This window comes from Pseudomonas sp. UBA6276 (genome assembly GCF_002438365.1).
Classification (GTDB): Bacteria; Pseudomonadota; Gammaproteobacteria; order Pseudomonadales; family Pseudomonadaceae; genus Aquipseudomonas; species Aquipseudomonas coleopterorum.
The window spans coordinates 16,802-30,445 of the sequence record NZ_DJUS01000107.1 but is presented as its reverse complement, the minus strand read 5'-3'; the positions used below and the strand labels follow the sequence as shown (position 1 = coordinate 30,445).

The following is a 13,644-nucleotide window of genomic DNA, read 5'->3' as shown; positions in this document are numbered from 1 at the left end:
ACCTTGATGCCGGTTTCCAGCAGGTCGTTGCCGCCTGCCTGTTCCGCGAAGGAAGGTGCTGGACGGTGAATGCCCCAGCGCTCTTCGGTATCGATCGGGCCCGCTTCGTCGATCGGGTTGCCCAGAACGTCCATGATGCGGCCCAGGGTGGCCTTGCCGACAGGGACGGAAATGGCTGCGCCGCTGTCGAGCACGTTCAGGCCGCGTTTCAGGCCTTCGGTGGAACCCATGGCGATGGTACGAACCACGCCGTCGCCCAGCTGCTGCTGGACTTCGAGAGTGGTTTCAGCGCCTTGTACCTTCAGCGCGTTGTAGATGCTCGGTACGCTGTCGCGTGGAAATTCCACGTCGATAACGGCGCCGATGATTTGAACGATACGTCCGCTACTCATAGCTGGATCCTCTGAATATTTGAACCGTTAAACCGCGGCAGCGCCGCCGACGATTTCCGAGATCTCTTGGGTGATCGCAGCCTGACGCGCCTTGTTGTAGATCAGCTGCAAATCGCTGATCAGGTCGCCGGCGTTGTCGGTTGCATTCTTCATTGCGATCATCCGCGCCGCTTGTTCAGCAGCGTTGTTCTCGACCACCGCCTGGTACACCTGCGACTCCACGTAACGCACCATCAGGCCTTCAAGCAGCTCTTTGGCGTCGGGTTCGTACAGGTAATCCCAGTGGTGCTTGAGTTCTTGATCCGGGGTTGCCTCCAACGGGATCAACTGCTCCACCGTTGGTTGTTGCGTCATGGTATTGATGAACTTGTTGGACACCACGGACAGGCGATCGATACGGCCTTCCAGGTACGCGTCCAGCATCACCTTGACGCTGCCGATCAGATCATTGATCGACGGCTCTTCGCCCAGATGGCTGATCGCTGCCACGACGTTGCCGCCGAAGTTGCGAAAGAACGCTGCACCCTTGCTGCCGATCACGCACAGGTCGATTTCGACGCCGCGTTCGCGATTGGCCGCCATGTCCTTGACCAGGGCCTTGAACAGGTTGGTGTTCAAGCCGCCGCACAGACCACGGTCGCTGCTCACCACGATATAGCCGACGCGCTTGACGGCGCGTTCGATCATGAACGGGTGGCGGTATTCCGGGTTGGCGTTGGCCAGATGTCCAATCACCTGGCGGATACGCTCCGCGTAGGGACGGCTGGCTGCCATGCGCATTTGTGCCTTGCGCATTTTGCTGACCGCCACTTTTTCCATGGCGCTGGTAATTTTTTGCGTGCTTTTGATGCTCGCAATCTTGCTGCGAATCTCTTTTGCGCCTGCCATGTAACACCTATCAGGTTAGCAAGCAGGGGCCTTGCGGCCCCTGCTGCGGCTTACCAGGTTTGGGTGGCCTTGAACTTCTCGATACCGGCCTTGAGGCCAGCGTCGATTTCGTCATTGAAGTCGCCCTTCACGTTGATCTTCGCCAACAGGTCGGCGTGATCGCGGTTGAAGTAAGCAATCAGGGCCTGCTCGAAGCTACCAACCTTGGCGATCTCGACGTCGGTCAGGAAACCACGCTCGGCTGCATACAGCGACAGCGCCATGTCGGCGATCGACATCGGCGAGTACTGCTTCTGCTTCATCAGCTCGGTCACGCGCTGGCCGTGCTCGAGCTGCTTGCGGGTGGCTTCGTCCAGGTCAGAAGCAAACTGGGCGAATGCCGCCAGTTCACGGTACTGAGCCAGAGCGGTACGGATACCACCGGACAGCTTCTTGATGATCTTGGTCTGAGCGGCACCACCTACGCGGGATACCGAAACACCGGCGTTCACTGCAGGGCGGATGCCCGAGTTGAACATGGCCGATTCCAGGAAGATCTGACCGTCGGTGATCGAGATCACGTTGGTCGGNNTCGGAACGAACGCGGAAACGTCGCCAGCCTGGGTTTCGATGATCGGCAACGCGGTCAGGGAACCGGTCTTGCCAGTCACTGCACCGTTGGTGAACTTCTCGACGTACTCTTCGGAAACGCGCGATGCACGCTCCAGCAAGCGGGAGTGGAGATAGAACACGTCGCCTGGGTAGGCTTCACGACCTGGTGGACGACGCAGCAGCAGGGAAATCTGGCGGTAGGCCACTGCTTGCTTGGACAGGTCGTCGTAGACGATCAGTGCGTCTTCGCCACGGTCACGGAAGAACTCGCCCATGGTGCAACCGGCATAAGGTGCCAGGAATTGCAGCGCAGGAGATTCCGAAGCACTGGCAGCCACCACGATGGTGTTGGCCAGGGCGCCGTTTTCTTCCAGCTTGCGAACCACGTTGGCGATGGTCGATTGTTTCTGACCGATGGCAACGTAGACGCAGAAGATACCGGAGTTCTTCTGGTTGATGATCGCGTCGATCGCCAGAGCGGTCTTGCCGATCTGACGGTCGCCGATGATCAGCTCGCGCTGGCCACGGCCGACAGGGATCATGGCGTCGACAGCCTTGTAGCCAGTCTGTACAGGCTGGTCTACCGACTTACGCCAGATAACGCCCGGTGCAACCTTTTCGACCGCGTCGGTCTCGGTGTTGCCCAGCGGACCCTTGCCATCGACAGGGTTGCCCAGTGCGTCGACGACGCGACCCAGCAGCTCCTTGCCAACCGGAACTTCCAGGATGCGACCGGTGCACTTGGCGCTCATGCCTTCGGCCAGGCTGGTGTAGGCGCCCAGTACCACGGCACCTACGGAGTCCTGCTCCAGGTTGAGTGCCATGCCGAAGACGCCGCCAGGAAACTCGATCATTTCGCCGTACATGACGTCGGCCAGACCGTGGATCCGTACGATACCGTCGGAAACGCTGACGACGGTGCCTTCGTTACGGGCTTGGGAGGTCACATCGAGCTTGTCGATGCGACCCTTGATGATTTCACTTATTTCGGAAGGATTGAGTTGCTGCATTGCTCTGCTGCCCCTTCAAACTCAAGATTTCAATGCTTCGGCCAGTTTCGCGAGTTTGCCGCGAATCGAGCCATCGATAACCAGGTCGCCGGCGCGGATGACGACGCCACCTATCAGGCTGGCATCCTCCGCAACTTGCAGGCGCACTTCCCGGTCGAGTCGTGCACTGAGAACCTTGGCGAGTTTGTCTTGCTGTTCTTGGTTCAATGCGAAGGCACTGGTGACTTCCACATCGACCGATTTTTCCTGCTCGGCCTTGTACAGGTCGAACAGTTCGGCGATCTCCGGCAGAAGCAGGAGACGGTCGTTTTCGGCAACGACGTGGATGAAATTCTGTGCCTTGGCATCGAACTTGTCGCCGCACACGTCAATGAACGTGGCGGCCTTGTCTGCGCTCGTCAGTCGCGGGGCCTTGAGCAGGCTCTGCATGGTGGCGTCTTGCGCCACCGCTGCAGCCAGGCCGAGCATGGCTGACCAATTGGCCAGCTGCTGGTGGGCCTGAGCGTGCTCGAAGGCCGCCTTAGCGTAAGGTCGGGCCAACGTGGTCAGTTCTGCCATGATCGCCCTCGCTTAGATTTCAGCAGCCAGTTTGTTAACCAGCTCCGCGTGCGCGTTTTGATCGATTGTGGCGCCCAGGATCTTCTCGGCACCGCCTACGGCCAGCACGCCCAGTTGGGCACGCAGCGCGTCTTTGACGCCGTTCAGTTCCTGCTCGATCTCGGCTTGAGCCTGCACTTTCACGCGGTCAGCGTCGATGCGGGCCTTTTCAACGGCCTCTTCGACGATCTGGTTGCCGCGTTTCTTTGCCTGCTCAATGATTTCGGCTGCCTGAGCTTTCGCTTCGCGCAGTTGCTGACCCACTTTCTCTTGGGCCAACTCCAGGTCGCGAGCTGCTCGGCTGGCAGCGTCCAAACCATCAGCGATCTTCTTCTGACGTTCGTGCAAAGCCGCGATGACCGGAGGCCACACGAACTTCATGCAGAACAGCACAAAAATGAAGAACGCAACGGTCTGGCCAATCAGGGTTGCATTAATGTTCACGCCAACACCTCGCTCGTTCTTTGTCCATCACACCAATCCACTCGAAGGTTCGAGAGATCAGCCAGCGAGTTGACCAACGAAGGGGTTCGCGAAGGTGAAGAACAGAGCGATACCAACACCGATCATGGTCACGGCGTCGAGCAGACCGGCGACGATGAACATTTTAACTTGCAGCATTGGGACCATTTCTGGCTGGCGAGCAGCGCCTTCCAGGAACTTGCCGCCCAGCAGGCCGAAGCCGATAGCGGTACCCAGTGCGCCCAGGCCGATCAGCAGAGCAACAGCGATAGCGGTTAGACCAACTACAGTTTCCATCTTTCCTCCCGACTTTTTACGTCGTCTTTTGCTTGGTTTTTAGGTTTTAAAGCGGTGTTACAAACCGGTGTTTCGGCCCATGTGGACCTCCCTCGCGCCAGGGCGCGAGGGGCATCAGGCTCGCCAGGCGGGCCTTAATGATTTTCTTCGTGAGCCATCGAAAGGTAGACGATGGTCAGCATCATGAAGATGAATGCCTGCAGCGTGATGATCAGGATGTGGAACACAGCCCACGCCCACTGCAGCACGACGCCCAGGCCGCTGAGCCACAACAGGCCGCTGCCGAACATCACGGCGATCAGGATGAACACCAGCTCGCCGGCATACATGTTGCCGAACAGTCGCAGGGCCAACGAGATCGGCTTGGCGATCAGGGTGACGAATTCGAGCAGGAAGTTCACCGGAATCAGCAGGATCTGAACGAAGATGTTCTTGCTGCCGAACGGGTGCAGGGTCAGTTCGCCGATGAAGCCGCCGATGCCCTTGACCTTGATGCTGTAGAAGATGATCAGCGCGAATACCGACAGGGCCATGCCCAGTGTCGCGTTCGGGTCGGTGGTCGACACGGCGCGGAACGGGATGTGCGAATCGCCGGAGATCCAGGCCGCGGCCATCGGGATCCAGTCGACCGGAATCAGGTCGATCGCGTTCATCAGGAACACCCAGACGAAGATGGTCAGCGCCAACGGTGCGATCACCGCACTGCGGCCGTGGAAGCTGTCACGCACGCTGCCATCGACGAACTCGACCAGAACCTCGACGAAGTTCTGCAGAGCGCCCGGCTGGCCGGACGTCGCCTTCTTGGCTGCCATGCGGAAGATCAGGATGAAGATCAGGCCCAGGGCAACCGACCAGCCGAGTGTATCGACGTGGAACGCCCAAAACCCCATTTCCTTGGCTTCTGCAGCGGTGTGGGCAAAGCCCCAGCCGCCTTCTGGTAGCTGACCGAAGGTCAAGTTCTGCAAGTGGTGCTGGATATAGCCCGAAGCGGTTGTTTCTGCCATGGTTGCCTCAAACGCCCTAAGGTCTCGAAAGTCTTGTTTTCATGAGCAGGGGTGCGAACCAGCTGACCAGCTGGGTCAGCCCGAAGACGCCGAATACAGCCAGCGGCGCCAGCGGTTTCACTCCTGCGAACGTCAGTGCGAACAGCACTGCCGTCAAAATCAGCTTGCCTGCCTCGCCGGCGTAGAACGACCGAACGATGGCTTGTGCGGCCCGGGCTCCGGTGAACCGGAAAGCCTTCCAGGCGAAATACAGATTGGGCAACCAGGCGATCAGGCCTCCGCAGAGACCCGAATAACCGCTGACCGCCCCGAGCCATTGCCACAGCACCAGAGCTGCCAGCAACACGACGACACCTTGCGCCAACAACATCGGGAAAACGACCCACTGATGGAACGGCAGGCGGTTTGGCGTGCGGGTTTCCATCGTGACGACTCCTCAATGGTCGACGTGCCATAAGCCGTAACTTGGCATAAATTGTGCCGACAAAATGCGCGCAGAGTATAGGGGCGGTTCCTCCCCTATTCAACTGCCGGGTAGTGATTTCCGACTGCGCGCTACACAAGGAATTGTTTCAGCGGATGTGTGCGAGCACGCCTTGCAACTCATCCAGAGAGTTGTAGCGGATGACCAACTGGCCTTTTCCTTTCTGCCCATGGCGGATCTGCACCGCAGAGCCTAGGCGTTCGGCCAGTCTTTGCTCCAGCCGCGTGATGTCAGGGTCGGCCTTGGCCGGTTCCACCGGCTCGGGTTTGCCGCTCAACCACTGGCGAACCAGAGCCTCGGTCTGCCGAACGGTGAGGCCTCGTGCGACAACGTGTCGCGCGCCTTCGACCTGCTGTTCATCGGGCAGACCGAGCAATGCGCGCGCATGGCCCATTTCCAGATCGCCATGGGACAGCATGGTCTTGATCACTTCAGGCAGCGCGATCAGGCGCAACAGGTTGGCCACGGTGACCCGCGACTTGCCCACCGCATCGGCGACCTGCTGCTGCGTCAGCTGGAACTCGTGCTGCAGACGCTGCAGGGCAATGGCCTCTTCCACCGGGTTGAGGTCTTCGCGTTGGATGTTCTCGATCAGCGCCATGGCGATCGCCGCTTCGTCAGGCACATCGCGGACCATGGCCGGGATGGTTTCCAGGCCAGCCTGTTGCGCGGCACGCCAGCGACGTTCGCCGGCGATGATCTCGAAGCGTGCGTTGGCCACCGGCCGTACCACGATCGGTTGCATCACGCCCTGGGTCTTGATCGAGTGCGCCAGCTCTTCGAGCGCCTGCGGGTCCATGTCCCGGCGCGGCTGATACTTGCCCCGCTGAATGACGTCCAGCGGCAGGTGCTGCAACTCGTTCTGGTCGACCGTGACAGCCTGCTCCTCGAGCGAGCTGACGGTCGGACCGCTGAGCAGCGCATCCAGTCCACGTCCGAGACCACGTTTCTTGACGGCCATTGGAATCCTTAAATGACTGCAGCGGTGCGAGATTGGCGACGTTGCCGACGAACCATCTCGCCGGCCAGTGCCAGATAGGCCAGCGCGCCGCGTGATGATTTATCGTACGACAGCGCCGGCATCCCGTAGCTGGGCGCTTCGGCCAGACGAATGTTGCGCGGGATCACCGTATCGTACAGCTGATCGCCGAAATGCTCCTTGAGCTGTGCCGAGACATCGTTCATCAGGCTCAGGCGCGGGTCGTACATGGTGCGCAGCAGACCCTCGACCTTCAGGTCCGGATTGAGCAACTCGGCAATGCGCTTGATGTTATCCACAAGGTCGCTCAATCCTTCCAGGGCGAAATATTCGCACTGCATCGGGATGATCACGCCATCGGAGGCCACCAGCGCATTGAGGGTCAGCATCGACAGCGACGGCGGGCAGTCGATGAGGATGTAATCGTAGTTGTTACGCACCGGCGCCAGGGCGCTGCGCAGACGGCTTTCCTTCATCTGCATTTCCAGCAGGACCACCTCGGCCGCGGTCAGGTCGCGGTTGGCAGGCAGCAACTGGTATCCGCCGTGTTCGGAAAAATGCATGGCCTGAGCCAGGTCGCACTCGCCGATCAACACGTCGTAGATCGAATTTTCCAGCGCATGCTTGTCCACACCGCTGCCCATGGTGGCGTTGCCCTGCGGATCGAGATCGATCAGCAGCACGCGGCGCTTGGTCGCGACCAGCGATGCTGCGAGGTTGATGCAGGTGGTGGTCTTGCCCACACCACCTTTCTGGTTCGCTATCGCGAATACCTTAGCCATTAGTGCTCGTGTTCCCAATCATGCCGTGCGGCGCAGTATCAGCAGATGGCGTTGGCCTTGGCAACCGGGTACGGCCAGGGCGTGTTCGCTATCGAGGTGGAAGTCCGCTGGCAATGCTACCAGTTCGTCGGCCGGATGCAGCCCTTTCATCGCCAACCAGCGCGTATCGCTGTCGCCCAGGTGGCGTGTCCAGTGAGCGAAGTCGTGCAGGCTGCTGAAGGCGCGGGAAACGATGCCGTCGAAGGGCTGCTCGGGTACGAACGTTTCGGCGCGGCTGTGGATAACCTGAAGATTGGCGAGTCCCAGTTCCAGCTTCACCTGAGTCTGGAAACGGGTCTTCTTGCCATTGCTGTCGAGGGTGGCGATGTGTTTCTCGGGAAACATGATTGCCAGGGGAATACCCGGCATGCCGCCGCCGCTGCCGACATCGAGCCAGCGCTGGGCATTACCCAGGTGCGCAAGAATGCTCAGGCTGTCGAGCAAGTGCCGTGACACCATCTCGTCAGGATTGCGCACTGCCGTCAGGTTGTAAGCCTTGTTCCATTTGATCAACAGGGCCAGATAGGCCAGCAGCTGTTCGCGCTGGCCCTCGGACAATTCGACGCCCAATTGCCGGGCGCCTGTGGACAACTCTTCGCGGTGTTGTTCGGTGACCATGGAACTCAAGCGCTTTGCTCCAACTCGCGGCCTGCGCCGCGTTTTTTCAGGTGAATCATCAACAGCGAAATGGCTGCAGGCGTGACGCCCGGGATGCGCGATGCCTGACCGAGGGTTTCGGGGCGGGTCGCGCCCAGCTTGCCCTGAATCTCCTTGGACAGCCCGGAGATCCCGGCATAGTCGATATCCACAGGCAGGCGGGTGTCCTCGCTGGCGCGCAGCCGAGCGATCTCGTCCTGCTGACGATCAATGTAGCCCGCGTACTTGGTCTTGATCTCGACCTGTTCGGCTACCTGTGGATCATGCGCTCCGCCGCCGGTGACTTCGACCAGACCGACATAGTCGATCTCGGGGCGGCTGAGCAGGTTAAGCAGGTTGTATTCATGGGTCAACGGCGTACCGAACTTCTCGGCGACGGCATTCCCCTGAGCAGTGTTGGGACGTACCCAGGTGCTCTTGAGCCGTTGTTCCTCGATTTCGATCGCTTCGCGCTTGGCACTGAAGGCCGCCCAGCGAGCGTCATCGACCAGACCCAGTTCACGGCCCTTTTCGGTCAGGCGCAGGTCGGCGTTGTCTTCGCGCAGGATCAGTCGATACTCGGCTCGCGAGGTGAACATCCGGTACGGTTCCTGGGTTCCCAGGGTAATCAGGTCGTCGACCAGGACGCCGATGTACGCCTCGTCGCGGCGTGGACACCAGGCCTCTTTGCCCTGGGCGCGAAGTGCGGCGTTCGCGCCAGCCAGCAGACCTTGGGCGCCGGCCTCTTCGTAACCCGTGGTGCCGTTGATCTGCCCGGCGAAGAACAATCCGGCGATCACCTTGGTTTCCAGGCTGTACTTGAGATCACGCGGATCGAAGTAATCGTATTCGATGGCATAGCCGGGTCGCATGATGTGCGCGTTTTCCATGCCGCGAATCGAACGCACGATCTGCAACTGCACGTCGAACGGCAAGGACGTGGAAATACCGTTGGGGTACAGCTCGTGGGTGGTCAGCCCTTCGGGCTCGATGAACACCTGATGGCTCTGCTTGTCGGCGAAGCGGTGGATCTTGTCTTCGATCGACGGGCAGTACCGTGGACCCACCCCTTCGATTTCCCCGGCAGCCGAGTACATCGGCGAGCGATCCAGGTTGGCGGCGATGATTTCATGGGTGCGCGCGTTGGTGTGGGTGATCCAGCAACTGACCTGACGCGGGTGCAGCGCCTTGGACCCCATGAACGACATCACCGGAATGGGTGTATCGCCCGGCTGTTCGGTCATGACCGAGAAGTCGACCGACTTGCCGTCGATACGCGGTGGTGTACCGGTCTTCAAGCGACCTACTCGCAGAGGCAGCTCACGCAGACGATGGGCTAACGCGATCGATGGCGGATCGCCGGCACGGCCACCCGAATAATTCTGCAAACCGATGTGGATAAGTCCGCCCAGGAAGGTTCCGGTGGTGAGCACCACGGAATCGGCCATGAAACGAAGGCCCATCTGGGTGACTACTCCCTTGACCTCGTCCTGCTCGACGATCAGGTCGTCGGCCGGCTGCTGGAATATCCACAGGTTGGGCTGATTCTCGAGAATCTCGCGAATGGCAGCCTTGTACAGAACGCGGTCGGCCTGCGCACGGGTAGCCCGCACCGCCGGGCCTTTGCGGTTGTTGAGCACGCGAAACTGAATGCCACCCTTGTCGGTGGCCAGCGCCATGGCACCGCCGAGCGCATCGATCTCCTTGACCAGATGGCTCTTGCCGATGCCGCCGATGGCCGGGTTGCAACTCATGGCACCGAGGGTTTCCACGTTGTGCGTCAACAGCAGGGTCTTTGCACCCATGCGTGCTGAGGCCAGTGCTGCCTCGGTACCGGCATGACCGCCGCCGATGACGATCACTTCAAAACGGGAAGGGAAATCCACCACGCACCTCGTGCCTGTTCTATGTGGGTAATTGGGATAGCTGCGCAGTATAGGGAATTTGCCTTGGCTAAAGAACCCTTCTGCACAAAAAATAACCAGCTGTGGATAGCGTCGGTAATAGAAATTAAAAGAGAGAGATTTATTAAAGCTTTGTTTTTATGTTTATTACTAGGCAACACCGTATCTGTGGATAAAGCTCTGCAAGCCTGTATCTACAACGTGTACAGGGAAATTAAAGGTTGTGATCAGGTGCCTGCCAGCTCGGTGTATAACCCAAATTAACCTGTGGGTAACAGCTGCGCTTACCCACAGCGGCATTTATCATCAGCTTTCGGACCTGCTTATCAACCTAGCTCAGCTGGGGTTGTCCACAGGGCTCCTGAAGCGTGTATAAAAAAAAGCCACCTCGAAAGGTGGCTCTTGATGAGTCCATGCAGCGCTGCATGGATATCGGGAGATCTACTTGCCGATGCAGAAGCTCGAGAAAATGCGCCCCAGCAGGTCGTCCGAACTGAATGCACCGGTGATTTCCCCCAGCGCATGTTGGGCCAGGCGCAAGTCTTCAGCCAGGAGCTCGCCCGCGCCCGCCAGCGTCAGCTGATCACGCCCATGGTCAAGATGATCACCCGCATGCCGCAAGGCTTCCAGATGACGTCGACGGGCGCTGAAACTGCTCTCGGCTGTCTGCTCGTAACCCATGCAGGCTTTGAGATGGTCACGCAGCAGTTCAAGGCCTTGGCCAGTTCCCTTGGCTGTGAGACTCAAGGTCACGTGACCATCGTCGTCATGCTGGATACCGATCGCTTCACCACTCAGATCCGCCTTGTTGCGAATCACGGTGACCTTGCCGATGTCGGGCGTGAGTTCCAGAAACTCCGGCCAGACCGCGAAGGGATCGGCCGCCTCGGCAGACGTCGCGTCCACCACCAGCAGGATACGGTCGGCTTCGGCAATGGCCTTCAGCGCGCGCTGGACGCCGATCTGCTCGACTTCATCGAGGGTGGTACGCAATCCGGCAGTATCGATTACATGCAGCGGCATGCCGTCGATGTGGATATGTTCGCGCAACACGTCACGGGTGGTACCGGCGATGTCAGTGACAATGGCCGCTTCACGCCCGGCCAGCAGATTGAGCAGGCTGGACTTGCCGGCATTCGGCCGGCCAGCGATTACCACGTTCATCCCGTCACGCAGCAAGGCACCCTGCCCGGCTTCGCGCAGTACGGTGGATAACTCGCTGCGAACCTTGTCGAGCATGCTCAACACATGGCCATCGGCAAGGAAGTCGATTTCCTCCTCGGGAAAGTCGATGGCAGCTTCCACATAGATCCGCAGCGCGATGAGCTGCTCGGTCAAGTTATCCACACGCCGGGAGAAAGCCCCCTGCAACGAACGTACTGCGTTGCGTGCCGCCTGGGCGGAGCTTGCTTCGATGAGATCGGCAATGGCCTCGGCCTGAGCCAGGTCCAGCTTGTCGTTGAGAAAGGCCCGCTCGCTGAACTCGCCGGGACGTGCCAGGCGGCAGCCCAGTTCCAGGCAGCGCTGCAGCAGCATGTCCATCACCACGGGTCCACCATGGCCCTGCAGCTCTAGTACATCTTCGCCGGTGAACGAGTTGGGCCCTGGAAAGTAAAGGCCCAGCCCTTCATCGATGACCTGGGACTGCGCATCGAGCATCGGGCCATAGTGCGCATGACGAGGGGTCGGCACGCGGCCGATGATAGCCTGAGCGGCCCGGCTGGCCAGCGGCCCGGAGATGCGTACGATCCCTACTCCGCCTCGACCCTGGGCCGTGGCAATGGCAGCGATGGTTTCGCGAACAACGTTCATGCAGGTACTCCGGTCGAATTTCAGATAGCAAAACGCCCCACGAGGGGGCGCTTTGTTCACAGGTTAGTCGAGCAACCCGTCAGACGGCAGGTTTGTTTGCCGCGGCTTTCTCGATGCTGCGCGTGATGTACCACTGCTGGGCAATCGACAGGGTGTTGTTGGTCACCCAGTACAGCACCAGACCTGCCGGGAACCACAGGAAGAAGAAGGTGAACACGATCGGCATCATCTTCATCACCTTGGCCTGCATCGGATCCGGAGGCGTCGGGTTCAAGCGCTGCTGGATGAACATGGTCGCGCCCATGATGATCGGCAGGATGAAGTACGGATCCTTGATCGACAGGTCGGTTATCCACAGCAACCAAGGTGCCTGACGCATCTCGACGCTTTCCAGCAATACCCAGTACAGGGAAAGGAAGACCGGCATCTGCACCAGGATCGGCAGGCAGCCGCCCAGTGGATTGATCTTCTCTTTCTTGTACAGCTCCATCATGGCCTGGGACATTTTCTGCCGGTCATCGCCATGCTGTTCCTTGAGGGCAGCCAGTTTCGGCGCTACGGCACGCATGCGCGCCATCGACTTGTAGCTGGCGGCCGACAGCGGGAAGAACAGCAGCTTGATCAGGATGGTCAGGCAGATGATCGAGAAGCCCCAGTTCCCCAGGATCGCGTGGATATGCTTGAGCAACCAGAAGATCGGTTGAGCGATGAACCACAGGATGCCGTAGTCGACGGTCAGCTCCAGACCTGGGGACAACTCCTTGAGCTTGTCCTGAACCTTGGGACCGGCGTACAGCGTGGCTGTGGTTTCAACCTTGCCACCTGGCGCTGCCGACAGCGTAGGGCCGGTGTAGCCAATGATGTAGTTGCCCTGGTTGTCCTTGCGCGTCATGACATTGTTGCTGTCACCGGCAGCAGGAATCCAGGCAGTCACGAAGTAATGCTGCAGCCAGGCGACCCAGCCGCCCTGTACGGTTTCCTTGAGGGCGGCCTTGTCCATGTCTTTCATCGACACTTTCTTGTACGGCTCGCCACTTGTCCACAGGGCTGCGCCCAGATAGGTCGCGGTACCGGTGGCCGTGGTCGACGAAGGATCGGAGCTGTTGTCGCGCTTGAGCTGGGCGAACATGTTGCCGCTCCAGTTCTGCGCGCTCTGGTTATCCACAAGGTAGCTGACTTTCAAGTCGTACTCACCGCGATCGACGGTGAAGCGCTTGAGGTAGTTCACACCATTGTCGCTGTAGGTCAGGTCGACCACGAGCTGGTTCTGGCCGTCAGCCAGTTGATAACTTTTCTGCGAAGCACTGTACACAGGACGTCCGCTTGGACGCGCGTCCGGGCCGTTCGTACCGGTCAGGCCACTCTGGGCCAGGTAGGTCAGCTCACCACCGTTGTCGAACAATTGGAACGGAATGTTCGGCATGTCCTGGCGACGAGGGTACTCGGGCAGGTTCAGCTGGACGATATCACCACCGGTAGGATCGATAGCGAAGTTGAGCACGTCGGTCTTGACCCAGATCAGGTCCTTGCTGACCACAACAGGGGTCGGCACAGGCAGATTGGCATCAGGATTGGCGCTGGGTACATCGGCACTGGCTTGAGTGTTGGTGCCCGGTACCGTTTCCGGCAACGCCGGCGTCGGGTTCTGGGTAGCCACATTCTGAGTCGGCAAGGCGGCTTGACCGTAATCCTGGTTCCATTTCAGGACCATGACGTAGGCCACGACTGCCAGGGCGACGATCAGGATCGTGCGTTTAATATCCATGA

Annotated in this window: 13 protein-coding genes and 1 pseudogene; all 14 read right to left on the bottom strand. The window is 59.6% G+C overall.

The window, feature by feature from the left end; translation table 11 throughout:
• Nucleotides 1-392: pseudogene (locus B2V21_RS12510) on the bottom strand (F0F1 ATP synthase subunit beta); the annotation flags it as partial.
• A 27-nt stretch (nt 393-419) separates the two neighbouring features.
• Nucleotides 420-1,280, bottom strand: a complete 861-nt coding sequence (gene atpG, locus B2V21_RS12505; protein ID WP_043192052.1) for a F0F1 ATP synthase subunit gamma — start codon at nt 1,278-1,280, stop codon at nt 420-422.
• A 50-nt stretch (nt 1,281-1,330) separates the two neighbouring features.
• Nucleotides 1,331-2,881: a F0F1 ATP synthase subunit alpha gene (gene atpA / locus B2V21_RS12500; protein WP_286916992.1), complete on the bottom strand. Its 1,551-nt coding sequence runs from the start codon at nt 2,879-2,881 to the stop codon at nt 1,331-1,333.
• Nucleotides 2,882-2,902: 21 nt separating this feature from the next.
• On the bottom strand, nt 2,903-3,439 hold the full coding sequence (locus B2V21_RS12495) for a F0F1 ATP synthase subunit delta (protein WP_043192047.1): 537 nt from the start codon (nt 3,437-3,439) through the stop codon (nt 2,903-2,905).
• A 12-nt stretch (nt 3,440-3,451) separates the two neighbouring features.
• Nucleotides 3,452-3,922, bottom strand: coding sequence for a F0F1 ATP synthase subunit B (locus B2V21_RS12490; protein WP_043192045.1), 471 nt, complete (start codon nt 3,920-3,922; stop codon nt 3,452-3,454).
• 57 nt (nt 3,923-3,979) lie between these two features.
• Nucleotides 3,980-4,237, bottom strand: a complete 258-nt coding sequence (gene atpE, locus B2V21_RS12485; protein ID WP_002555987.1) for a F0F1 ATP synthase subunit C — start codon at nt 4,235-4,237, stop codon at nt 3,980-3,982.
• A 134-nt stretch (nt 4,238-4,371) separates the two neighbouring features.
• Entirely contained in the window at nt 4,372-5,241 is an 870-nt protein-coding gene (gene atpB, locus B2V21_RS12480; RefSeq protein WP_049860451.1) for a F0F1 ATP synthase subunit A, read from the bottom strand.
• A gap of 16 nt (nt 5,242-5,257) precedes the next feature.
• A complete protein-coding gene (locus B2V21_RS12475) occupies nt 5,258-5,665 on the bottom strand; it encodes a F0F1 ATP synthase subunit I (protein ID WP_043192037.1) in 408 nt (135 codons plus the stop codon).
• A 148-nt stretch (nt 5,666-5,813) separates the two neighbouring features.
• A complete protein-coding gene (locus tag B2V21_RS12470) occupies nt 5,814-6,686 on the bottom strand; it encodes a ParB/RepB/Spo0J family partition protein (RefSeq protein ID WP_049860452.1) in 873 nt (290 codons plus the stop codon).
• A gap of 8 nt (nt 6,687-6,694) precedes the next feature.
• Nucleotides 6,695-7,486, bottom strand: a complete 792-nt coding sequence (locus tag B2V21_RS12465) for a ParA family protein (protein WP_049860453.1) — start codon at nt 7,484-7,486, stop codon at nt 6,695-6,697.
• A gap of 18 nt (nt 7,487-7,504) precedes the next feature.
• Nucleotides 7,505-8,152 (bottom strand): 16S rRNA (guanine(527)-N(7))-methyltransferase RsmG, encoded by a 648-nt coding sequence (gene rsmG / locus B2V21_RS12460; protein ID WP_049860454.1) that lies wholly within the window; start codon nt 8,150-8,152, stop codon nt 7,505-7,507.
• Nucleotides 8,149-10,047, bottom strand: coding sequence for a tRNA uridine-5-carboxymethylaminomethyl(34) synthesis enzyme MnmG (gene mnmG / locus B2V21_RS12455; protein ID WP_056844843.1), 1,899 nt, complete (start codon nt 10,045-10,047; stop codon nt 8,149-8,151). Before mnmG ends, rsmG begins: the two co-directional genes overlap by 4 nt.
• A gap of 459 nt (nt 10,048-10,506) precedes the next feature.
• Entirely contained in the window at nt 10,507-11,877 is a 1,371-nt protein-coding gene (gene mnmE, locus B2V21_RS12450) for a tRNA uridine-5-carboxymethylaminomethyl(34) synthesis GTPase MnmE (RefSeq protein WP_286916991.1), read from the bottom strand.
• A 79-nt stretch (nt 11,878-11,956) separates the two neighbouring features.
• The gene (gene yidC / locus B2V21_RS12445) at nt 11,957-13,642 is read right to left on the bottom strand and encodes a membrane protein insertase YidC (protein ID WP_286916990.1); all 1,686 of its coding nucleotides are present in this window, start codon (nt 13,640-13,642) and stop codon (nt 11,957-11,959) included.
• Between the last annotated feature and the right edge of the window lie 2 nt (nt 13,643-13,644).